Source organism: Halomonas sp. MMSF_3323, from assembly GCF_030733595.1.
Classification (GTDB): domain Bacteria; phylum Pseudomonadota; class Gammaproteobacteria; order Pseudomonadales; family Halomonadaceae; genus Halomonas; species Halomonas litopenaei.
On the sequence record NZ_JASHIT010000062.1, the window covers coordinates 1 to 21,229 of the forward strand.

Annotated in this window: 18 protein-coding genes and 1 pseudogene; 7 read left to right on the forward strand and 12 right to left on the reverse strand. The window is 66.2% G+C overall.

Features of this window, described 5'->3' with window-relative positions:
* Window positions 1-47: 47 nt before the first annotated feature.
* The 6 genes from RBB39_RS21655 to RBB39_RS21680 all read right to left on the reverse strand — a co-directional run bounded on the left by RBB39_RS21655 (window position 48) and on the right by RBB39_RS21680 (window position 7,529).
* A complete protein-coding gene (locus RBB39_RS21655; RefSeq protein WP_045993192.1) occupies window positions 48-1,640 on the reverse strand; it encodes a sodium:solute symporter family protein in 1,593 nt (530 codons plus the stop codon).
* Window positions 1,637-1,837: a hypothetical protein gene (locus RBB39_RS21660; RefSeq protein ID WP_045993193.1), complete on the reverse strand. Its 201-nt coding sequence runs from the start codon at window positions 1,835-1,837 to the stop codon at window positions 1,637-1,639. The genes RBB39_RS21655 and RBB39_RS21660 overlap by 4 nt, the downstream gene beginning before the upstream one ends.
* A gap of 136 nt (window positions 1,838-1,973) precedes the next feature.
* On the reverse strand, window positions 1,974-3,227 hold the full coding sequence (locus tag RBB39_RS21665) for a M20 family metallo-hydrolase (RefSeq protein WP_045993194.1): 1,254 nt from the start codon (window positions 3,225-3,227) through the stop codon (window positions 1,974-1,976).
* A gap of 334 nt (window positions 3,228-3,561) precedes the next feature.
* Window positions 3,562-4,221, reverse strand: coding sequence for an outer membrane beta-barrel protein (locus RBB39_RS21670; protein WP_124804388.1), 660 nt, complete (start codon window positions 4,219-4,221; stop codon window positions 3,562-3,564).
* 363 nt (window positions 4,222-4,584) lie between these two features.
* Window positions 4,585-5,598, reverse strand: coding sequence for a ketopantoate reductase family protein (locus tag RBB39_RS21675; protein WP_045994244.1), 1,014 nt, complete (start codon window positions 5,596-5,598; stop codon window positions 4,585-4,587).
* Window positions 5,595-7,529 (reverse strand): DNA topoisomerase III, encoded by a 1,935-nt coding sequence (locus RBB39_RS21680; protein WP_045994243.1) that lies wholly within the window; start codon window positions 7,527-7,529, stop codon window positions 5,595-5,597. The genes RBB39_RS21675 and RBB39_RS21680 overlap by 4 nt, the downstream gene beginning before the upstream one ends.
* 206 nt (window positions 7,530-7,735) lie before the next feature.
* On the opposite strand from RBB39_RS21680, the gene RBB39_RS21685 reads away from it, so the two are divergent.
* A complete protein-coding gene (locus tag RBB39_RS21685; RefSeq protein WP_045994242.1) occupies window positions 7,736-8,980 on the forward strand; it encodes an AarF/ABC1/UbiB kinase family protein in 1,245 nt (414 codons plus the stop codon).
* A 68-nt stretch (window positions 8,981-9,048) separates the two neighbouring features.
* Window positions 9,049-10,890, forward strand: coding sequence for an SEC-C domain-containing protein (locus RBB39_RS21690; protein ID WP_045994241.1), 1,842 nt, complete (start codon window positions 9,049-9,051; stop codon window positions 10,888-10,890).
* Window positions 10,891-11,105: 215 nt separating this feature from the next.
* Here RBB39_RS21690 and RBB39_RS21695 read toward each other — a convergent pair whose 3' ends face one another.
* Window positions 11,106-12,482 carry an MFS transporter gene (locus tag RBB39_RS21695; RefSeq protein ID WP_045994240.1) on the reverse strand — a complete coding sequence of 459 codons (1,377 nt, stop codon included), beginning with the start codon at window positions 12,480-12,482 and terminating at the stop codon, window positions 11,106-11,108.
* Window positions 12,483-12,697: 215 nt separating this feature from the next.
* Here RBB39_RS21695 and rfaH point away from each other — a divergent pair, with 215 nt between their 5' ends.
* The 3 genes from rfaH (at window position 12,698) to ccoM (ending at window position 14,120) form a co-directional block, all read left to right on the forward strand.
* The gene (rfaH, locus tag RBB39_RS21700) at window positions 12,698-13,240 is read left to right on the forward strand and encodes a transcription/translation regulatory transformer protein RfaH (RefSeq protein ID WP_045994239.1); all 543 of its coding nucleotides are present in this window, start codon (window positions 12,698-12,700) and stop codon (window positions 13,238-13,240) included.
* Window positions 13,241-13,262: 22 nt separating this feature from the next.
* Complete coding sequence (locus RBB39_RS21705; protein ID WP_045994238.1) at window positions 13,263-13,769, forward strand: peptidylprolyl isomerase; 507 nt, start codon at window positions 13,263-13,265, stop codon at window positions 13,767-13,769.
* A gap of 237 nt (window positions 13,770-14,006) precedes the next feature.
* On the forward strand, window positions 14,007-14,120 hold the full coding sequence (gene ccoM, locus RBB39_RS21710; protein WP_286985057.1) for a cytochrome c oxidase subunit CcoM: 114 nt from the start codon (window positions 14,007-14,009) through the stop codon (window positions 14,118-14,120).
* A 152-nt stretch (window positions 14,121-14,272) separates the two neighbouring features.
* On the opposite strand, the gene RBB39_RS21715 is transcribed toward ccoM, so the two are convergent.
* The gene (locus RBB39_RS21715) at window positions 14,273-15,994 is read right to left on the reverse strand and encodes a proline--tRNA ligase (protein WP_045994237.1); all 1,722 of its coding nucleotides are present in this window, start codon (window positions 15,992-15,994) and stop codon (window positions 14,273-14,275) included.
* 305 nt (window positions 15,995-16,299) lie between these two features.
* Between RBB39_RS21715 and RBB39_RS21720 the strand changes: the two genes are divergently transcribed.
* Window positions 16,300-16,785 (forward strand): hypothetical protein, encoded by a 486-nt coding sequence (locus RBB39_RS21720; protein ID WP_231498637.1) that lies wholly within the window; start codon window positions 16,300-16,302, stop codon window positions 16,783-16,785.
* Between the two features lie 134 nt (window positions 16,786-16,919).
* Here RBB39_RS21720 and RBB39_RS21725 read toward each other — a convergent pair whose 3' ends face one another.
* Window positions 16,920-18,131 (reverse strand): benzoate/H(+) symporter BenE family transporter, encoded by a 1,212-nt coding sequence (locus RBB39_RS21725; RefSeq protein ID WP_083970565.1) that lies wholly within the window; start codon window positions 18,129-18,131, stop codon window positions 16,920-16,922.
* Between the two features lie 257 nt (window positions 18,132-18,388).
* On the opposite strand from RBB39_RS21725, the gene RBB39_RS21730 reads away from it, so the two are divergent.
* Window positions 18,389-18,982 carry a helix-turn-helix domain-containing protein gene (locus RBB39_RS21730; RefSeq protein WP_045994260.1) on the forward strand — a complete coding sequence of 198 codons (594 nt, stop codon included), beginning with the start codon at window positions 18,389-18,391 and terminating at the stop codon, window positions 18,980-18,982.
* A gap of 19 nt (window positions 18,983-19,001) precedes the next feature.
* On the opposite strand, the gene RBB39_RS21735 is transcribed toward RBB39_RS21730, so the two are convergent.
* The 3 genes and pseudogenes from RBB39_RS21735 to RBB39_RS21745 all read right to left on the reverse strand — a co-directional run.
* Window positions 19,002-20,048: an N-acetylmuramoyl-L-alanine amidase gene (locus RBB39_RS21735; protein ID WP_306169401.1), complete on the reverse strand. Its 1,047-nt coding sequence runs from the start codon at window positions 20,046-20,048 to the stop codon at window positions 19,002-19,004.
* Between the two features lie 20 nt (window positions 20,049-20,068).
* A complete protein-coding gene (locus RBB39_RS21740) occupies window positions 20,069-20,875 on the reverse strand; it encodes a DUF3307 domain-containing protein (protein WP_045994261.1) in 807 nt (268 codons plus the stop codon).
* Window positions 20,872-21,229, reverse strand: a pseudogene (locus RBB39_RS21745) (hypothetical protein); the annotation flags it as partial. The gene RBB39_RS21740 and the pseudogene RBB39_RS21745, both read right to left, overlap by 4 nt.

Here is a 21,229-nt window from a genome sequence, read left to right on the forward strand (position 1 = left end):
CACGGCGCCGGCCTGGTGGATCAGTGACAGCAGCGGTGACGGTGGGCTCAGGTCCCCAGCTTGCTGAACAGATAGCCCCACAGGGCGCCTGCGATGATCACGAACAGCACCATGATGCCCCACACCTGGCGGTATTCGCGCACCAGCTCGCGGGCGCCATCGGGGCGGGCCAGGATGTCGCGGATGGTGGTATCGGACAGTCGCCTTGCACGAATGTCGTCGAACACCTTGAGCTCGTACTCGGAAGGCTGGCTCTTCAGTCCCACCGCGATCAGCGCCAGGGTGCCGAGCAGGATGGCCACCTGCAGGTTATCGATATGCAGCGGCAGGCTGACCAGGCCGTGGCGCTCGAGTTCGCCCACCACGATGAAGGTGATCGAGCCCACCAGCATGCAGGCCAGCGCGGCGTTGGCGTTCATCCGACGCCAGTGCATGGCGGCGACGATGGTCGGCAGCCAGGCCACGGCAAAGATCGCGCCGGCGTAGATCGAGATCCAGTAGATGCCCGCCGGGCGCGAGATCGCCACGGCGCACACGACCAGCGCTACCACCGCCTGGGAGATGCGGCCGAGTACCACGCCCTTGCGTTCGCTGACCTCACGGTCGAACAACTTCTCGTAGAGGTCGCGGGCCAGGGCGAAGCCGGTCAGCACGAACAGTGTCGAGGCGGTGGACATGATCGACGCCATCAGGCCGGCCAGACCGATACCGGCCAGGGTCGGGTTGGTGTGTTCCATGAAGCCGACGATCATGGCGCGGTCGGTGGGCTCGATGCCGGGCTGGATCACCTGCATGGCGCTGGCCGCCAGAAATACCAGCAGCTGCATGGCAGGGGCGAAGAACACGCCGATCACCGCCACCTTGAGGATGACGAAGTCGTTCTTGGCCGGAAAGACGCGGGACACCAGCGCCGGGGTGCAGGCAAAGAACAGGATCCACACCAGGAACTGGGAGATCGACCAGCCCAGCGGGCGGTCGTTGGCGCCCCCCACGGTCCAGAAACCGGGCAGGGTCTCGCCGAGGCCCTTCATCGCCTCGAAGCCGGCGTCGCCGATCAACATCGGTGCGATGACGAAGGCGATGGCCAGCATGGTGAAGAACATCATGGTGTCGGTGTAGACCACCCCGTACATGCCGGACAGCGAACAGAACGCCAGCAGCGCCAGGGTGAAGGCGACGATGATCACCGGGAAGGGGATATCGATGATCTCGGCCAGCACCAGGCCGGCGCCGATCAGCTGGATGATGCCGTAGCCGAGCAGGCCGATCACCATCAGGATCAGTGCGACCACGCTGACCCACTTGTTGTTAAAGCGGTAGTCGAAGAAGTCCATCATGGTGCGGCAGTTCAGCGCCTTCAGCTTGCGACCGATGAACACCACCGCGATCAGGGTCCCGACCCAGGCGCCGAAGGAGCCCAGCGCCGCGATCACCAGCGGGCCTTCGCTGTAGGAGATGCCGGCGATCCCCATCAGGGTCACGGCGCTGAGGAAGGTGGCCGCCAGGGTGCCGACGATCAGCAGCGTCGAGCCCTGCTCACCCATGACGTAGAAGTCGTCCTTGTTCTTGATACGGCGTGCCAGCAGGGCCGCCACCGCCACGTAGGCGGTCAGTACGATGGCGAAGATGGCCAGGGTCATGACAGGTCTCTCAGGTCAGATGAAGTCTTGTTGTGGTTGGTGGTGTCGGCAGAGGAGGAAGCCGCCGCCTCGTCCTTCAGGCGACGAATGGTCGGCCGGTATTCGCGCAGCAGGATGACGCCAACGATGACCACCGACAGGGCGGTGGTCAGAAAGGCGTTGGCAAACAGCAGCAGCACATGGGAGTTGATGTCCATAAGGTATCTCTTGTTGTGAATGGCCTGAGCGTCCGGGGAACGAGTCGGCTGATCGGGCAAAGGGCCTTTGATGCTATTTCGACTCGATGAATCGAAATCGATTCATTGTGAGTTGTTCAAGGCGCTGATGGCGATCTCAGTCGCGCTCGGCGCGTGCCAGCACCGCGTCGCACAGCAGTTGGGTGCCCAGCGCACAGTGCTCAGGCTCGGCGTATTCGGCCTCGTTGTGGCTGATGCCGTCGCGGCAGGGCACGAAGATCATCACCGTGGGGGTGACGTGGGACAGGTGCACGGCGTCGTGCCCGGCACCGCTCATCATGCAGGGGGCATCGAGCTCGCGCGCCTTGACGGCCTCGCGCAGGGAGTCGATCAGGGCGTCGTCGAAGGGGGTGACCGGAGAATGCCAGCGGCGCTCGAACGTCAGCTCCACGCCCTCGGCGTCGGCGGCGTCCCTGGCCAGACGTTCCAGTTCGGCATCCAGTGCATCGAGGCGTTCGTCGCTGACGTGGCGCAGGTCCAGCAGCAGGCGGACCTCGCCGGGGACCACGTTGCGCGAGGGCTCGACCACCTGGAAGTCGCCCACGGTCAGGCGCGCAGCGCTGTCCGGATCCGCCATGACCACCTCGCGCATGCGCTGGATCATGGCGGTGGCGGCGAGCAATGGGTCACGGCGATAGCTCATCGGCGTGGGGCCCGCGTGGGCCGACTGGCCGCGCAGGCTCAGGTCGTACCAGCGGATGCCCTGGACCCCGGTGACGATGCCGAGGGGATGGCCCTGCTCCTCGAGCACCGGGCCCTGCTCGATGTGCAGCTCGAAGTAGGCGTCGAGCTCGGGTTCGCCCAGGGGCAGATCGCCGGCCTCGCCGCAGGCCGCGATGGCCTCGCCCAGGGTGACGCCCTTGCTGTCGCTGGCGCCGAAGAAGGTCGCCTCATCGAGGCGGCCAGTCCAGACGCCGCTACCGCCCATGGCCGGGGCGAAGCGGCTGCCTTCCTCGTTGGTCCAGACGATCAATGACAACGGTCGGCGGGTGGTGATGGCGTTGTCGTGAAGGCTGCGCAGCACCTCCAGGCCCGCCAGTACCCCCAGCACGCCGTCGAAGCGTCCGCCCAGCGGCTGGGTATCCAGGTGGCTACCCATGGACACCGGGGGCAGGTGGTCCTCGCGTCCGGCACGCCGGATAAACAGATTGCCGGCCTTGTCACGCTGCCAGGTGCAGCCCAGCGCCTCGACCCAGTCCAGCAGCAGGCGGCGCCCATCTGCATCTTCAGGGGTCATGGCGAGGCGGCGGCTGCCGCCGTTGGGGGAAGGGCCGACCTCGGCCATCTGCATCAGGCTGTCCCACAGGCGGTTGGCGTCGATATCGATGGAACGGTGGGGTGTCGATGACATGGCAGGAGATTCCTTGTGATTTGGTGTTATGCCAAACCACCAAGCTATTCTCATGCCGTACTCAGAAAAATGTCATTAAAACAAGCGCATAAAGATGAGGTATGGCGCAAGGCGACGTCAAGAGTCACTGCGTGTAACGCGAGCGAGTCGATTCCGACTCGGTTTGCCGGCGGTGTTAGGCTCAGTCCGAAAAGTCGACGAGCGAAGGTTAGACAAGGCAAAAATCGGTGAGACAGCGCAGTTTACGTGGTGTAAATGAGCATGTTGACCGGGCTGGCGCACCAGCCGATTTTTAACGCCGTATTACCGAGCGCAGGCACTTTTCAGACGAGCCCTAGAAAGGGAGGTGGAACGAGGCCGTAATCATATTCAGATGCTCAAGCTCGGGGTCATTGACCTCCTCGAACTCGACCTGGCCGATCCAGCTGCGGGTCATCCAGCGGGCCCCGAGACCCTGGACCCGAGTGGAGCCACTGGTGGAATCGAAGGTGTTGCGACCGGTGACCGGATCGCTGACCCACTGGGCCATGCCGGTCTTGCCGTAGACGCCGAAGTGGCCGACACGGAAGCCGGCGACCAGGCTGCCCCCCAGGCTGGTCACGTCCTGGACATGCTGGCTGTCGCTGGAAGACATGGGTACGTCATCGCTTTGTCGATAGCGCAACTCGGCCCCCAGGTCCCAGCCGCTTTCCTGCTGTGGCGCCATGCCGGCGGTCAGGCGGAAGCCGGAGGTGTAGCCGTCGGGGGTGTGGACCTTGTCACCCTGCACCAGGACGCCGCTGTCGAGCCTGACGATTTCCTGGCCCATGCCGGAGAAGGCCGGGGTGGCCGAGTGGGAAGCGTCATTGTCGGCCAGCGGGTCGGCAGCGTCTTCGCTCGCCAGGACAGGGGCCGAGAAGGCGACAAGGGTCAGTGCCGCAAGCAGGCCCGCCAGCAAGGTGTGCGACGTCGGGCGTCGAGCGGGGAGAGAGGGCAAGCGACAAGCAGTCATCATGGTTGTCCTGGCGGAATAGCCTCCGCGGGTGGCACCTGATCGATCATGCTTCGGTTTTATTCAAGGGCTCGGCACTCAATTCTAGACTCAGCCAACTTAAATCTCAGCAACCTCAGCTCTCACCTTGGCTCTCAATCTTGACGCGGCTCATTTTGACCGAGGCTGATCGAGAACACGGCGCAGTGTGAGCGCAGCTCGTAGTGAACATGGCTCACAAGGGCAAGACCGTATGCGGGGACACGGACTTGTTCGAGGGCCGGCCCGGCAAGGTGATTCGAGTCGATATTCAGGTGGGAGTCGAATCACTGCCAACCGTTAAAATAGCAATCGCTTTTGTGTACCGCCAGCCTGGGTTTGCTCGTTTCAGGCATTCAGAAAGCGCCAATGCGCGTCGAGCTGGGGGCAAGGGAGGCCCAGGCGTGTGGCGGCCTCGCGCAGCGGGCCGAGGATGGCGTCGTGTTCGGTGGGCCGGCCGGCCTCGATATCCTGCAGCATCGAGGCACGGTTGGCGGCGGTCCGCTCGATGACCTGCCAGACCAGGGCGCGCCAGGCGCGGTTGCCATCGTTGACGTCGCTGGCAGCAATGTTGATGGAGGGAACGTCGATGGCGGGAGCGGGAATCTCCAGTGCCGCCAGGATCTGCGCCACCTCGTCGACGGTGGCGTCGACCATGTCGCGGTAAGGATGCCCGCGCAGCTCGCCATTGCGCAGTCGGTAGCGTGCCACCAGGGGGTTGATGGCGGCGTTCACCGCCAGCTTGTGCCACAGCCGGGTGGCGATATCGTCCACCGCCTCGGTGGCCAGGCCGGCGGCGCTCAGGGTGGTGGCCAGTGATCTGGCCAGGGCTTGGGTCTGGAGGGCTTGGGTCTGGAGAGCGTCAGTCCGGAGGGGGTGGGTGTGGGGGCCGTGGCCTTCGCCTGGATGGCCGTCGAGGCCACCGTCGAGATGACCGATGACGGTCTGACCCTGGCCGGCGTGGACGACGCTGTCGTCCGCCTTGATAAAGGCGCCCTCAGTGGTGGAGGCGCACAGCACCGGCCCGCTCCAGGTATCGGTCAAGGGTCGCTGCACGCGCAGCCCGTTCTGCCACAGCACCAGCGGTGTGGCGGCAGGCAGATGGTCGGCCACCGCAGCGAAGGCTGCCCTGGCGGCGTAGGCCTTGGTGGTCAGCATGACCTGGTCGACATCGACACAGGCAAGGCGTGGCTCGGTGGTGGTGGCCAGTTCAAGGCGCTGGGTCGTGCCATCCGGTGAGGTCAGGGTCTGGTTCGTCGGCAGCGGTCGCCGCCCCAGCAGGCGTACGCTCTGGCCGCCAGCCGCAAGCCGACAGGCCAGCAGGCGGCCGATGGCGCCGGGACCGATGATCAGTGTGGTCATGTGGTGCTGCCTTTACGGGAGGGGCGGCGTTTACGCCCGGCGCTGCGGCGTGGCGAGTTGGTGCGGCGGCCTCGCTTGCTGGCGGGGCCGGCTTCCGGCGACTCGCCCTGGGCGGCGCCGAGGGCGGCACTCAGCCGCTGACTGTCGGCGCTGCCCACCAGCGTGCGAAGGTCCTCGACCAGCTGGGCGACGAAGGGTTCCGGTTCGGCCTGGGCTTCGGCGATGCCTTCCAGCCGCTGTTCCCACAGGGCGGTGCGCTCCGGGCGGCTGACCGCTTCGGGCAGCGAGTGGATCAGACCCACCCCCAGGCGTGTGGCGCGCAGCGCCTTGGCCTTGCGCACCAGATAGCCGCGCTCCAGCAGCGTCTCGATGATGCCGGCACGGGTGGCCTCGGTACCCAGACCGTCGGTTTCCCTGAGGGTGCGGCGTACCTCGGGGTCCTCCACGTAGCGGGCGATATTCATCATGGCCTTGATCAGGCTGGCATCGGTAAACGGCTCCGGTGGGCGCGTCTCGCGCTGTTCGACCTGGGCCTCCAGTGCCTGACAGGCCTCGCCCTCGACCAGCGCCGGCAACGGCGGTGGCTCGTCACGGGTGGTGAACAGGGGCTTCCAGCCGGGCACCAGCAGCGTCTGGCCGGAGGCCTGGAAGCGCTCGTCCAGCAGGCGGAACTCGGCCTTCACCTCCTGGGTTTCCAGCGTCGGATAGAACTGGGCCAGCACGTTGCGCGCGATCAGACGGTAGACGTCGGCTTCCTGACGCGACAGGCGCTCGGCAACGAAGGGCTTGCCGGTGGGGGCAAGAGCGTGGTGGGCGCCGACCTTGGCGTCGTCGAAGGCGCGTGAGCGAAGCCCCATGTCGGCGTTGGCCAGCCAACCGGACAGGGTGGTGTCATCGCGACAGGCGCTGGCCAGTTGGCCCGGCAGGCTCGCCAGGTGTTCACGCGGCAGGTAGCGACAGTCCGAGCGCGGATAGGTGATCAACTGATGGCGCTCGTAAAGGCGCTGGCAGATGTCCAGCACCGCCTTGGCCGAGAGCCCGTGGCGGCGTGCCGCATCGACCTGCAGCGCCGACAGAGAGTAAGGCAAGGGCGGCGGCTGGCGACGACGACGGGAGTCCACGCTGCTCACCTGGCCTTCAGCACCCGGCAGGCGCTCTGCCAGCGTCTGAGCAGGAGCGGCGTCGAGCAGCCGACCGCGCTCGTCCAGGCGATGGGACTCGCCGGGGACCCACCAGGCCTTCAAGGTGCCGGCGCCGACGCGCAGGTGAGCCCACAGCACATAGAAGGGGTAGGGCGTGAAATGACGGATCTCCTCATCGCGGCGCACCACCAGGCCGAGCACCGGCGTCTGCACGCGCCCCACCGACAGCACGCCATCGTGGCCCGCCTGGCGGCCGATCAGGGTCCAGGCGCGGGTCAGGTTGATGCCGTACAGCCAGTCGGCGCGGGCGCGGGTCTGGGCGGCGCGGTAGAGCGGGTAATACCTGGCATTGTCCTCGATCCGCCCGAGTGCTCGAGCCACCGCAGGCCGGTTGAGGTCGTTGATCAGCAAACGCTGGACGGGCCCCTTCCAGCCCAGGTGCTCGATCACCTCCTGGACCAGCAGCTGGCCCTCGCGGTCCGGGTCGCCGGCGTGTACCAGTTGGCGTGCCTGTTTCAGGCGCGCACGAATCACCGACAGCTGACCGCGGGCCTTGGGCCTGGGCACCAGCTTCCACTGACCGGGCACGATGGGCAGGTGGTCGCGTCGCCAGGGCTTGAAGGCCGGGTCGTAGGCATCCGGCGGCGCCTGCTCCAGCAGGTGGCCGAGGCACCAGGTGACCTCGGTGTCGCCGACGGACAGGTAGCCGTCTTTTTTCTGTGCTGCCCCGGGCAGCGCCTCGGCGATGGAGCGAGCCAGGCTCGGTTTTTCCGCAATGATCAATCGCATAGCGCACCGGTGCGGGTGAATCGTCTGGATATTCTTCCAGTATGTGTGATGAGATGCCAGGTGTACCATGGAGTGAAAAGTGTACAAGTCCTATATCATTTTTGTGTGCAGATGCGGGTAAGGTGACCGTCTTGTGACGCGCTATCCTCCCGGTGAGGCCAGCGTTGCCAGCATCTTGCAGGGCGCCCGTACGGGCAGGAGGCAGCATGCGTCAGTCAGGCCGGACACGCCGGATGCTCGGGTTGTCCGCTCGTACCGGATCGACCCTGCTGCGCTCGAGAATCGGCGGCAAGGCCGATTGGCAGGCGCTCGGCGAGTCGCTGTTTGAAGGCCTCTCCGAGCTCAAGGGGCCGGCGATGAAGATCGCTCAGGTCATGTCCCAGTGGGATGACCTGCTGCCCCCGGCCCTGGCCGAAGAGCTTGCCCGGCTACAGAAGGATGCTGCTCCGGCGCCCTGGGCCGAGATCAAGGTGGCGCTTGAGGCAGAGCTCGGCGACCTCGATGCCCTGTTCGACGAGATCGAGCCCGAGCCCTTTGCCAGCGCCTCCATGGGACAGGTGCATCGGGCCCGGAACCGGGACGGTCGTACCCTGGTGCTTAAGGTGCAGTACCCGGGGCTCGATCGGGTGCTGGAACAGGACCTGGTGCAGGTCAGAAGGCTGCTGCGACTGGGTCGCTGGCTCAAGGTGTCCCAGGCACGCCTCGATGCTCTATTCGACGAACTCGCCGATGGACTGCGGCGCGAGCTCGACTATCGCGCCGAAGCGGACGCACTGGAGCGCTACCGGCGGCGCTATGCCGATCACCCCGACCTGGTGATGCCGCAGCCCGTGAAGGAACTCAGTGGTCCAAGGGTGCTGGCGATGGAGTATCTGCCGGGGACGCCCCTGCGTGACCTCGAAGGTGCCGACGATGCCCTGCGGCAGCGGGTGTCGCGCACCCTGGCGGACTGGATCACCGAGGAGCTGTTCACCCACCACGAGTTGCACGCCGATCCCCACGCCGGCAATTTTGCCGTCGATGAACAGGGCCGGCTGGTGGTGTATGACCTGGGTGCCGTGATCGCGGTCCCCCGGGAGCGGCTGGCCGGTCTGGTGGCGCTGCTTGGGGCAACCCTGGACGGCGACCCCATGGCCATGGATGAGGCCGTGCGCGGGCTCGGCGGTCGACAGGGAGAGGGCGCGCCGCTGGCGCTGTATCGCGAATCCGCGGAAGCGGTGTCGCCGCTGTTTGCGCCCGGTGAGCAGGACTTCGGCGATGTACGGGTGCATCGGCGTCTGCGCGAGCTGAGCCCCCGGGTGTGGGGCGCGCTGGACCGCCTGCAGCCCCCTGCCGGCATGCTGTTGCTGGCGCGTACGCTCAATGGTCATTACTGGAACCTGGTGCGGCTCGAGGGGCGCCTGGACATGCATTCACGGAGTGCACAGTTGCTGGATGCCTACGCCGTCTGAGGCGCGGGTCTGCCCAGCCGGTGCATGCACTGTTAGACTGTGCCGTTTTCAATTTCGGGGAGATAGCGATGCTGGCGTTATGGGTGGATCAACTGCTGGGTTTTGCCGCGGGCGCCCTGGCAGCCATTCGGCAGGATGAACGCTATCCGAGCTTGATGAGCTGGGCGCGCGAGGAGGGGCCTGCCTGCGTGGGCGGTGACAAGGCCCTGGCCCAGGCGCTGGCTCCCGAACTGTGGTCCCAGACGCCCCTGGCACGTCTCGACTTCGCCTGTGAAACCCTGGCACGCCCTGGCCGCAACGAGCCTTGCTGGTGCGACTCTGGACGCAAGATGAAGCAGTGCTGCGGTGCCGTCAGCCTGCCCGGTCACCTGCCGCCTCATCTGATGTGGATGCTGTCGCTGCGCGAGTGGAAAGGGGAGACGCTGAAGGCTGCCCTGGCCAGTGGTCGCGCCCCTGCCCAGGCGCTATTGGAGGCGGGGCTGATCGCCGCCGAATCGGGCCAGCGAGGACGTGCCCAGCAGATCCTCGAGTCACTGTTCGACAATGCCGACTGGGAGCGCCTGCCGGAACAGGCCGAGCCCGCCTTCGAGATCCTGCTGGACCTTTTCCAGGAGCGCGGTTTCCACCGCAAGCGCGAGGCGCTGCTGGACGAGGTGCTGGAGCGGGGACCGATGTTCCTGCGTGGCGTGGCGCTGGAGCGGCTGTGTCTGATGCACCTGGACAACGACGATCTCGACAGTGCTCGCTCGGCCTTCGTGCGTGCCCAGCAGGCCCTTCCCGATTCGCCGACCCTGGCCTATATCGAGGCCATGCTGCTGCTCCACGAAGGTCACGACGAGGAAGCCATGGAGCGCTCGCGCTTCTGGCTGCGGCGGCTGACCCGCCAGGGTGATCTCGACCCCGACCAGCTGCAGTTCCTGGCCGACCTGGCCGACAACCCCGGCGCCACCCTGGCCGATCAGCTGCTGTGCGCCGAAGAGGATCTCGGCGAGCCCCTGGTGGGCCTGCAGACCCTGCTGGCGGAGTTGCCGCCGCCCCCGCCGATCAAGGTGGTGGAGGAAGATGGGCAGTTGCTGTATCGCTCCACGGCGCGGGAGGACACGCTGTTCGCCGCCTTCCAGGAGGGTTTCCAGGTCGACGTGGACCCGGATGCGCCGATGGGCTTTCTCGGAGATCCCTGGTTCAATGCCGCAGCCTGGTTGCCGGCGCTGTGTGCCAACCCCGAACAGCTTGATTCACCGGCGGTACTGCAGTCGGTGTCGCTGGCGCTGACCAGCCGTTTTGGCAGTCTTCCGTGGATGGCGCCGAGTCTGTTCGAGCCCCTGGCCGAGCGTCTCGAACGCTGGCTTTTGCAGATTCGTCAGAGTGGCGACGGCGCCTTCCAGTGGGACCAGGAAGACAACGCCCAGCTGCTGCGGGCGGGGCTTGCGCTGGTGGTGGGCATGGAGCGCGGCTCCCGCCAGCACTCGCGGGAACTGGCCGAGCTGCTGCTGTCGCTGGACGAGCAGGACAGTCTGGGTCTGCGCGAGCTGGTGCTCGACCAGTTGCTGCGTGAAGGCCGCGACGACGAGGCGCTGGAGATCAGCCGCCAGGCCCTGGAGGTCGGCCCTGCCGATGACGAGACGCCGCTGCTGGGCATGTACATGGGTCAGGTGCTGGCGCTGTACCGACTGGGCCAGCTCGACGACGCGGCCCTGGCATTGGAGAGCGCCCAGCGCCACAACGCCCACGCGGTGGCGCTTCTCTGCAGCGACAACCCCAAGCGTGGCGCCACCCCCGGCAATGGCCAACTGGCCGAGCCCGGCACCCGCGCCGAGGCCTGGCAGTACCGTACCCTGATGCGCGATCAGTGGCGCAGCACACCGGGCGCGCTGGCCTGGCTTGAGGAGCGCAGCGGACGGCGCGGTTGATCGCAAGCCCCGCTCAAGGCGCGCACTACAAGGCGGGTTCAGCAATGGGGGGGATCGCTGCCTGCGCTGGATGACGGCTCCGGCTGAGCCTGGGAGCGCGTAGCGCCGAAGGTCTACTCAGACCCCCAGTTACGGGGCCAAACGCTGAAGCACCATGGAAAAAGAGGGCCGACAACGTCGGCCCTCTTTTGGTTATGCACGCTGCATCGATGGCGTCATGGCTTGTCGAGGCTGACGGCGTGATCCCCTGGGTCGCGCACATGGTGTCGCCAGACCCACAGCGCCATCAGGATGGCCGGTACGCCCAGCGCCGAGGCCAGCACAAAGAAGCTCGGGTAGCCCATGCCCTCCACCACCAGGCCGCCAAAGCCTGACAGGAACTTTCCGGGCAGCGTCATCAACGACGAGAACAGGGCGTACTGGGTGGCGGTGTAGGCCCGCGAGGTCAGGCTCGACAGGAAGGCGATGAACACTGCGCTTGCCAGGCCATTGCTGAGGTTGTCGCCGACGATAGTGAGCACCAGCAGCGAGTGCTGGGCGCCACTGAGCGCCAGCCAGGCGAACATCAGGTTGGTCAGCACGGTGGCCGTAGCGCCGAGCACCAGGATGCGTCCGATGCCGTAGCGCACCACCAGCACCCCGCCGACCAACCCGCCGAGGAGACTCATGATGACGCCGAACACCTTGGTCACGGTGGCGATGGTGTCGAGGCTGAAGCCCAGGTCGACGTAGAGCGGATAGGCCATCGAGGCCATCGCCAGGTCGCTGATGCGATAGATGCCGATAAACAGCAAAAGTCCCAGTGCGCCCAGTCCGAAGCGCCCGAAGAAGTCGAGAAAGGGGCAGACCACGGAGCCGATCAACCAGGCGCCGGTGCGCCGGACCCATGCGGGCCGGCCGCGGCTGGCCCGCAGGAAGGCGCGCACCCGGGGCTCCTTGGCCAGGCGACTGGCCAGCGGTTGGCGCGGCGGCTCGGGACGCAGCAGTACGGTGATCATGCCCACCGCCGTCAGTGCCGCCATGCACTGGTAGGACACCTGCCAGGAGAAGGCCGACGCCAGATACAGCGCCCCTGCACCGGCCATGATCAGGCCGCCGCGATAGCCGATGATGTAGGTGGACGCCATCGCTGCCTGGACCTCGTCCTCGGCCGACTCGATACGAAAGGCGTCGATGGCGATGTCCTGGGTGGCCGAGCCGAAGGCCACCATCAGCGCAAACAGCGCCACCGCGCCGAGCTGGGAGGCCGGGTCGAGTGACGAAAGGCCCAGCAGGCCGCCCATGATCAGCGCCTGGCCGGCAAGCATCCAGCTGCGCCGCTGGCCCAGCAGGCGGGTCAGCAGCGGCAGGCGGAAGGCGTCCACCACCGGTGCCCAGAAGAACTTTATCGAGTACAGCAGTCCAATCCACGAGAAGAAACCGATGGCGGCGACCTCGACCCCGCTGGTACGCAGCCAGGTGGTCAGGGTGGAGAACACCAGCAGAAAGGGAAGGCCCGCAGAAAAGCCCAGAAACAGCATGGCCAGCACGGGTAATCGCAGGTAGACGCGCAGGGCGTCGACCCAGGGATGCTGGCCGGACGAGGTGGGCATGGATAGCCTCCTTGCAGTTGGTCGGCCACAGGCCGCCTTCCGAATGGTAAAATGCGCGCAACATCTCGGTGCGGCTCGACGAATTGTTGCAAAGCCGCAGGGGCGATACCAGCGGTGATCATCAAGGGTCGTTCGGGACGCACCGGGAACCGCGTCAATGACAGGCGATACTGCCGGCTTGGTGGCTGGTGGTGGTTGAGTCTGGAAGGAGTCACATGAGTCACAGCAATATCGAGGCGGGCCTGGGGGGCGATGCCACCCCGCGCTGGTACGTGGTCCAGTGCAAGGGCGGAGAGTCGTTCCGGGCCGCCGAGCATCTGGCCAACCAGGGATACGAGCTCTTTCATCCGGTGCTGGAGGTGCAGAAGAAGCGCCGCAACAAGCTGACCTGGGTCGAGGAGCCGTTGTTCCCCTACTATCTGTTTCTGCGGCTCGACCAGGTCGAGAGCAACTGGCGCCCGATTCGCTCGACCCGCGGAGTGTTGAAGATCGTGACCTTCGGGCTGTCGATGCCGGTGCCGGTCAGCGATGAGCTGATCGACCTGCTGCGCCAGCACGGCGAAGCCAAGGACGACGATCCTGGCCAGCTTTACTTCCGGGCCGGAGAGTCGGTGGAGATCACCGACGGACCCTTCAAGGACCTCAAGGCGGTGTTCGAGAGCCACAAGGGCGAAGAGCGGGCGATCGTGCTGCTCAACATGCTGCATCGCCAGCAGCGCCTGGAAATGCCCGTCGCCGCGCTCAAGCGCCAGGACTGATGTCGACCCCAAGGAGCCCGAGATGAGAATTTCTCCCCAGTGTGTGGTGCGTCTGCACTATGTCCTGAGCAACCAGCAGGGCGACGTCCTGGACGATTCCTGGAAGCGCGATGAGCCGCTGGAGTATCTGCACGGTCACGGCAACCTGATGGAAGGCCTCGAGCGCGCCCTGGTCGACGCCGAGGTCGGTAGCCGCCTCAGCGTCACCCTGTCCCCGGCCGAGGCCTACGGCCTGCGCGACGAGTCGCTGGTGCGCGAGGTGGGGCGCCAGGCCTTTCCCGGCACCGATCTGCGCCCCGGCATGTGCTTCCAGACTCCCGGCGATGCCGGCCCGCAGATCGTCAGCGTGGTGGAGGTCAAGGGGGACAGCGTGGTGGTGGATACCAACCATCCCCTGGCCGGGGAGACCCTGTCGTATCGCCTCGAGGTGCTCGATATTCGCCAGGCGACCCGAGCCGAACTGGCCAAGGGGCACCCGCTGCCGCCCGGCACAGAGGCCTCCGAGGTGGAGGACCGCAAGGTCCTTTAGGGCTTGCGTGAAAAGTGCCTGTGCTCGTCGACGTTTCGCACAAGGCCCGGCAGTGGTAGCTGGAGGCGCTATCGCTGAAAGAGTGCCAGCAACGACGAAAAAGCCGCCTGTTGAAGGCGGCTTTTTCGTCGTCATGGCGGGTCGATGTCTCGCGGTCACCCTTGACGCAGGTCAGCACAATTCAAGGGCCGACCGGGTACCATGAATTCATCGACACAGAGACAGGAGGACAGCGCCATGTACGTCGACAACGCCGTCATTTTCGGGCTGGGTGCCGTCGCTCTCTCTGTGGCCTTCATGGCCGGCTGGATCGCTTTTATCATCCGCGACGCTCACCGTCGCAAGCGATAGCCGTCAACCAGCGTCAGGGGAGGGGGAGTCATCCCCCTTTTTCAACCGACCCTTCGGGGTCGGTTTTTTTTGGTTTATTGCTTCTGAGATCACCTGAACTCGCCTGAATTCCTCTGGACCCGCCTGCCTGGCGCGCCGCGACAGGCGGGGCCTTAAAGGGCGATGCGCTGCTTGAGGAACTCGACGATCTCGTCGGCGGGCACCATGGTGGCCTCGCTGTCACGGCGACCCTTGTACTCGAGCTCACCCTTGTCGAGGCTGCGATCGCCCACCACCAGCCGATGGGGCAGACCCATCAGTTCCTGATCGGCGAAGCGCACGCCGGGACGCAGATCACGATCATCCAGCAGCACGTCGAAGCCGGCGGCGCTGAGTTCGTCATGCAGGCGCTCGCTGGTCTCGCGCACGCGCTGGGACTTGTGGGCGTTCATCGGCACGATGGCGATATGGAAGGGGGCGATGGCGTCGGGCCAGATGATCCCGCCCTGGTCGTGGTTCTGCTCGATGGCAGAGGCCACCACGCGGGTGATGCCGATGCCGTAGCAGCCCATCCAGGGGTGAACCGCCTTGCCTTCGTCGCCCAGCACGGTGGCATTCATCGCCTCGCTGTACTTGCGACCGAGCTGGAACACGTGGCCTACCTCGATGCCGCGCTTGATCGACAGCACGCCCTTGCCGTCGGGTGACGGGTCACCCTCGACCACGTTACGCAGGTCGGCGACCTTGGGCAGGGCCACGTCGCGCTCCCAGTTGATGCCGAAGTAGTGCTTGCCGTCGACGTTGGCACCGGCGCCGAAGTCGCTCATCAGCGCCACGCTGCGATCGATGACGATCGGCATCTCGAGCCCCACCGGGCCCAGCGAGCCGGGGCCGGCGCCCACGGCGGCGCGGATCTCTTCTTCGCTGGCCATGGTCAGCGGCGTCGCCACCTCCTCGAGGTGCTCGGCCTTGACCTCGTTGAGTTCATGATCACCGCGCACCAGCAGCGCCACCAGGCCGCCCTCGTGGCCGTGCACCATCAGGGTCTTGATGGTCTTCTCGATGGGCAGGCCGTGCTGCTCGACCAGGGTGGCGATGGTCTTGGCATTGGGGGTGTCGACCAGCCTCAGCTCCTCGGCGGGCTCGGCGCGGCGGGCATCGCTGTCCAGGGGCGCAGGCAGGGCCTCGGCCTTTTCCATGTTGGCGGCGTAGTCGGACTCGGTGGAGAAGACGATATCGTCCTCGCCGGAGTCGGCCAGTACGTGGAATTCGTGGGAGCCGGTACCGCCGATGGAGCCGTTGTCGGCGATCACCGGACGGAAGTCGAGACCCAGGCGAGTGAAGATGCGCACGTAGGCGTCGTACATCTTCTGGTAGGTGTCCTTGAGCGAGGCCTCGTCCAGGTGGAAGGAGTAGGCGTCCTTCATGATGAACTCACGCGAGCGCATGACCCCGAAGCGCGGACGGATCTCGTCACGGAACTTGGTCTGGATCTGGTAGAAGTTGGCCGGCAGCTGCTTGTAGCTGGCGATCTCCTTGCGTACCAGGTCGGTGATCACCTCTTCGTGGGTCGGGCCGACGCAGTAGTCACGCTGGTGTCGATCCTTCAGGCGCAGCAGTTCCGGACCGTACTGCTCCCAGCGGCCGGACTCCTGCCACAGCTCGGCCGGCTGCACCGCCGGCATCAGCAGCTCCTGGGCGCCGGCACGGTCCATCTCCTCGCGCACGATACGCTCCACCTTGCGCAGGGTGCGAAGGCCCAGCGGCAGCCAGGTGTACAGGCCGGAGGTGAGGCGGCGAATCATGCCCGCGCGCAGCATCAGCTGGTGGCTGATGACCTCGGCGTCGGCAGGAGTTTCCTTCAGGGTACTGATCAGAAGTTCGGTGGCGCGCATGGGTCCGCAGGTTCCTTCACATCGAGTCTGGTAAGCGCTGGAGGCGAGCAGGACAGCAGGCTGTCCCGTCGATGGCCGTCGAGGGGCATCCTCGGCGACTCGCATCCGGCCATGAAAGTGACGTGCATTGTACGGGGAAGGTGTCATGCCGGCAAAAGCAACCGCCACCGTTGGTGGCGACAAGGAGCGACGGGTGGCGAACGTGGTAGGATGCGCATGAGTTTTATCATGCTGGGCAGCGGTCGAGTCGTTGTCGGCACCGCTTTCCGTCATTTATGCCAGATTACTGCAAGAGGAAGTTGTTCATGCTGCGTCCGCCCCGTCTGCTTACCGGCCTGGTGCTTGCCACCACCCTGACCTCGCTCGTCGGCTGCGGCACCGTCTTTCACCCTGAACGCAAGGGGCAGATCAGTGGTCGCATCGACCCGGTGGTGGCGGTGGCCAACGGCGTCGGCCTGCTGTTCTTTATCGTGCCCGGGGTGATCGCCTACGCGGTGGACTTCTCCAACGGCACCATCTACCTGCCGGGTACGGGCTCCGCCAGCGTCGATTCTCTGCCCATGGGCGAGGGACGCGATCTGGCGAGCCTCGAGCGGCTGGTCAGCGAACGTGTCGGTACCGAGGTCAAGCTGAGCGACGAGCTGGTGCGTGTCGAGCAGGTCGAGAGCCTGGATGAGGCCCTGGCCATGGTGCGCATGGCCAGTGACGAGGCGACCCACGCTGGCCGTGGTTTGCCAGCCCGTGCCTTGCCAGCCAGTACCTCGCCCGACAGCGTGTCGCTGGACGGCTGAGATCGATCACGCCGGGTGCGCGCGCAGCACCCGGCGGCTGCTCCTGTGGTTCTTCCCTTGTCTTGTGATTCTTCCATCGCCGCCTGAGCGGCCGCCCCCGCAGCATCCTTCCCGCAATCTCTACCGCCCCCGACTCAGCGCCTGCGCTGCAGTCTCAGCACGATCAGCCCCGCCACCAGGCCCCAGAAGGCCGAGCCGATGCCCGCCAGGGTCAATGGCGATGCGGTGATGGCGAAGGTGACCAGCACCGCGTCCAGGTTGTCGCCGTCGCTGAAGGCGGTACGTAGCGCACCGCCCAGGGTGGCCATCAGCGCAAGTCCCGCCACCACCGCGATCATGGCGCTGGGCAGGGCGTCGAACAACGACGCCACCGTCGCCCCCAGGGCGCCCAGCAGCAGATAGCCCATTCCCGCCGCAATGCCGGCGGTGTAGCGTCGCCCAGGCTCGCGGTGGGCCTCTTCGCCAAGGCAGGGGGCCGCGCTGATCGCCGCCATGTTGACGCCGTGGCCACCGAAGGGTGCCATCAGCAGCGACGCCAGGCCGGTGGCCCCCAGGCTTGCCGCCACCGGCGGCGTAAAGCCCGCGCTTCTGACCATGGCGAACCCCGGCAGGTTCTGGGTGGTCAGGGTGACCGCGAACAGCGGTATGCCGATACCCAGGCACACCACAGGATCGAAGGCCGGGGTCACCCAGGCGGGACGGGTCAGACTCACGGCAACACCCGCCAGACTCAAGTCGCCGCGGCCCAGGCACAGCGCCACCCCCGCGGCCAGGACCGTGACGATGGCCAGGCGTGGCGCCAGGCGGCGGCACAGCATCCATACACCCAGCAGAGCCAGCGGCAGCCAGGGGTCCGTCTGCACGGTGGTGAAGACTTCCAGCACGAAGGGCAACAGGATGCCGGCCAGCATGGCCGAGGCGATCGACGCCGGCACCACCGCCATAATGCGCTCGACCAGGCCGCTGGCGGCGACGGCGAGCATCAGCAGCGATGACAGCAGGAAGGCACCGACGGCCTGGTCGAAGGGCACGCCGGGCAACTGGGTCACCAGCAACGCCGCCCCGGGCGTCGACCAGGCGGTCAGCAGCGGCATGCGATAGCGCCAGGACAGCCCCAGCGATGTCACACCCATGCCGATGCCCAGGGCCCACATCCAGGAGCCGATCTGGGCCTGATCGATAGCGGCGGCCTGGGCCGCCTGGAAGATGATCGCGGCGGAACTGGCGTAGCCGATCAAGACCGCGGCGAACCCGGCGGCCAGCGTGGAGGGATGAAGGTCGTCGAGCATCTTCGGGCGATGCGTCTGGCCAGCCTTGGCGGCCAGTGAACTTGGCGAAGCTTTCATGAGACGGTCCAGAAAAAGCCAGGGAAACCGCGGAGCGGGTACATTGGTGCTTGTGCGTTATAACGTCCAAGGCTAGCAGTGGACGTTATAACGCACAAGCATGCTGAAGTGAGAGAAGAGAGAAGAGAGAAGAGACGAGAGACGAGGAACAAGAGGCAGGAGTCGTGGCGCGTAAGGTGTGGTGTGCTGACCGCAAGCGACGGCGGGCCAGCGGCGTAAACCTTGCGTATACTGGGCCGACCTTTCTGGAGGCCGCCATGCAGGATATTGCCGACCATATCGCCACCACCCTGAAGGGACTGCGCCAGGCTCAGGGCTGGAGTCTCGAGCGTGCCGCTCGCGAAACCGGCGTCAGCAAGGCCATGCTCGGCCAGATCGAGCGTGGCGAGTCGAGTCCCACCGTCGCCACGCTATGGCGTATCGCCAGCGGCTTTCGGGTCAGCTTCTCGTCGCTGTTCGGGAGCCCGACACGGGCCATGGACGGCCCCCTGGAAGAACGGCGCGTGAGTATCGACGATTCGGTATGGGGCAGGGACAGCGCCGGCATGCGCGCCAAGCTGCTGTTTCCCTATGATCCCATGCTGGGTTTCGAGATGTTCGAGATCGAGCTGGCCGAAGGCGCCGAGAGCGCTTCCAGTCCCCATGCGCCGGGGGTGGTGGAGCATCTGGTGGTGGTGGAGGGCGAGCTGGTGCTGGCCATCGACGACGACTGGCATCTGTTGAAGGCGGGGGAGGGGCTACGCTTCTTCGCCGATCGTCCCCACCTGATGCGCAATGAGGGGCCGGGGACGCTGCGCTTTCACGATGTGATCCACTATCTACCCGGTGCCGCCAGCGACGGTTCCGGTTGAAGCTCGTCCCGTCACGTCGTCAGAGTGCTTTCCGTTGCGCTCCTTGTTCCAATTGCTCCAGCGCCTCGGGTCGATAGCGCTCGAGCAGGGCCCATAGCCTTGCCGCGCTGTCGGCGTCTGGCTGGCCATCGAAGTTCGCCGGGCGAAAGTGCAATTGGAAGGCCCGCAGGGTGGCGCGACTGGCGTCATCCCACACGCCACTGGCTTCGATCCCGTAGCCCCAGGCGGCCAGCGCCCGCTGCCATTCGATCAACGCCGGTGGTTCCCGCTCGAAGCGGCTGCGGTAGTGGGCGACGCGCGGGGCCTCGGGCCAGGCGCCGATGCCGGCCTCGTGAAGCTTGCGCCAGGGAAAGGCCGGCCCCGGGTCGAGCTTGCGCAGCGGTGCCACGTCGGAGTGCGCCAGCACGTGCTCCGGGGCGATCCGGTGACGCTCGATGATATCCCGGGCCAGCGGAATCAAGGCGTTGAGCTGGTCACCGGGGTAGCTTGCCCAGCGCACCGGGCCCTCGGGGGCATCTAGCTCGCTGCCGACCCAGGGGCGATCGGGCCCCTGGTTGACGATCTCGATGCCGATGGAGGTGTCGTTGAGCCCCACGCGATTGCCCCAGCGGCTGGCGCCGGCGTGCCAGGCACGGCGGCTCTCGGGCACGAGCTGGAACACCACCGGGGTATTCTGCAGGCGTCGTGTGGGCAGCGGCACCAGGTAGTGGCTCGATACCCGGGGTCCGGTCAGGGCGCGCAGTGAGTCGGCCTGGTTCTCGTCGGTGTAGTGCAGGATCAGGAAGTGCACGCGACTATTGTGGCCCCGAGCCGGGTGGCGGTGGTCCACCACATAGCCGTCGCGCGGCTCCAGGGCGGGGCCCCGCTGGATCAGCGCCTCGGTGGCCAGGCCGCCGGCAAGGTCGCAGCCGGCAAGCCCCAGCAGTGAAACAAGCAGGGTACCGACGATCAGTCCAGGTCTGCGTCGATCGCGGCGATGCCCCGGCGCAGTCACAAAGGCCGTGGCGTCTTTCCCTGTCCACTTCGTTGTCCTCCTGGTCAGCCACCCGGTCAGCCACCTGGTCATGCACTTTGGCATCCGTTCTGTCATCCGCTTTGGCCTCCAAGCCACAGTCGCACCAGCAGGCCAAGCACCAGGGTGCTGGTGACGCTGGCCAGGGTTCCCAGCAGCACATACTCGGTCAACTTGCGGTCTCGGCTCTCCTTCAGGTCACCAAAACGCAGCACGGACTTGGCCGCCAGCAGAAAGCCGACGGCGGTGAGTTGGTCGAGCAGGGTCAGGGTCAGTACCAGCAGGCGCTCGAGGATGCCGATGCGGGCGCCGGCCCGATCCAGCGTACCGGGTGCCTTGAGTTGTCGAGCCAGGGGGGCCATGGCCAGGGCGATGGCGACCGCCATGGGCCGGGTGACCAGCAAATAGGCGAGCAGCAGGAGCAGCGAGGACGGTGTACTCAGGTGTGCAAGCATCGCTGTCAGTGGCGACAGGCTACCGACGAGCCACAGCCACACCACCACGATGGTCGCGCCGTGCAGGCCCTGGTCGAGCATGAACAGGCCAAGTTGCCGGGTGGGCCAGCGTCGCGTCGCCTTGGTCTTGGCGGCGTCGATCGTCCAGTGGGCGAGCCCCAGCATCATGGCCGCCAAGGTGGCGTCGATGCCGTCGTCGATACCGGCGACAGACTGCAAGGCGCACAGCGCAAGCCAGGCAAGGACGGCATGCACCAGAGCATGCAGTGCCAGACTGGGACTGCGTATGCCGCGGGCCTGTCTATCCGCTACCCAGCGATCCGGTTGCAGCACGAAGTCGCCAAGCAGGTGCGCCAGCAGCAGGGCCAGTAGAAGCGACAGCGACGACGATGACGCTGGTGCGAGATCCAGGACCAGAGTGTTCATGTGCGCTCCTGCGCCGCCGACGCCAGACAGGCCAGGGTATCGCTCAGCAGTGCCCAACGGGCGGTCTTCAGTCGCTTGTGGACACTGGGCTGGCGGATGCCCAGTCGGCCGGCCATCTCGGCCTGGGTCAGCTCGGGCTCGGCCAGGCTGAGGGCCACCACCTGAGCGGAGGGGCTGGACCAGGCGTCGATCATCTCGTCGAGATAGCGTATCAGCAGCGACTCGGCGGTGGTCTCGGGCTGGTCGAAGCCAAGGTGAGCGCCATGGGCGGACAGACCGTCCAGGGCCTGCCCTGAGGCCATGAAGGGGGGATCATCGGCGTCGGCCAGGGGGGCGCCCGGGGCCCAGCCCGCC

Bases quoted from the DNA above. Each gene is read 5' to 3' on its own strand.
- RBB39_RS21655 (WP_045993192.1), bottom strand. From the start codon at position 1,640: ATGACCCTGGCCATCTTCGCCATCGTACTGACCGCCTACGTGGCGGTG.
- RBB39_RS21660 (WP_045993193.1), bottom strand. From the start codon at position 1,837: ATGGACATCAACTCCCATGTGCTGCTGCTGTTTGCCAACGCCTTTCTG.
- RBB39_RS21665 (WP_045993194.1), bottom strand. From the start codon at position 3,227: ATGTCATCGACACCCCACCGTTCCATCGATATCGACGCCAACCGCCTG.
- RBB39_RS21670 (WP_124804388.1), bottom strand. From the start codon at position 4,221: ATGATGACTGCTTGTCGCTTGCCCTCTCTCCCCGCTCGACGCCCGACG.
- RBB39_RS21675 (WP_045994244.1), bottom strand. From the start codon at position 5,598: ATGACCACACTGATCATCGGTCCCGGCGCCATCGGCCGCCTGCTGGCC.
- RBB39_RS21680 (WP_045994243.1), bottom strand. From the start codon at position 7,529: ATGCGATTGATCATTGCGGAAAAACCGAGCCTGGCTCGCTCCATCGCC.
- RBB39_RS21685 (WP_045994242.1), top strand. From the start codon at position 7,736: ATGCGTCAGTCAGGCCGGACACGCCGGATGCTCGGGTTGTCCGCTCGT.
- RBB39_RS21690 (WP_045994241.1), top strand. From the start codon at position 9,049: ATGCTGGCGTTATGGGTGGATCAACTGCTGGGTTTTGCCGCGGGCGCC.
- RBB39_RS21695 (WP_045994240.1), bottom strand. From the start codon at position 12,482: ATGCCCACCTCGTCCGGCCAGCATCCCTGGGTCGACGCCCTGCGCGTC.
- rfaH (WP_045994239.1), top strand. From the start codon at position 12,698: ATGAGTCACAGCAATATCGAGGCGGGCCTGGGGGGCGATGCCACCCCG.
- RBB39_RS21705 (WP_045994238.1), top strand. From the start codon at position 13,263: ATGAGAATTTCTCCCCAGTGTGTGGTGCGTCTGCACTATGTCCTGAGC.
- ccoM (WP_286985057.1), top strand. From the start codon at position 14,007: ATGTACGTCGACAACGCCGTCATTTTCGGGCTGGGTGCCGTCGCTCTC.
- RBB39_RS21715 (WP_045994237.1), bottom strand. From the start codon at position 15,994: ATGCGCGCCACCGAACTTCTGATCAGTACCCTGAAGGAAACTCCTGCC.
- RBB39_RS21720 (WP_231498637.1), top strand. From the start codon at position 16,300: ATGCTGCGTCCGCCCCGTCTGCTTACCGGCCTGGTGCTTGCCACCACC.
- RBB39_RS21725 (WP_083970565.1), bottom strand. From the start codon at position 18,131: ATGAAAGCTTCGCCAAGTTCACTGGCCGCCAAGGCTGGCCAGACGCAT.
- RBB39_RS21730 (WP_045994260.1), top strand. From the start codon at position 18,389: ATGCAGGATATTGCCGACCATATCGCCACCACCCTGAAGGGACTGCGC.
- RBB39_RS21735 (WP_306169401.1), bottom strand. From the start codon at position 20,048: ATGACCAGGTGGCTGACCGGGTGGCTGACCAGGAGGACAACGAAGTGG.
- RBB39_RS21740 (WP_045994261.1), bottom strand. From the start codon at position 20,875: ATGAACACTCTGGTCCTGGATCTCGCACCAGCGTCATCGTCGTCGCTG.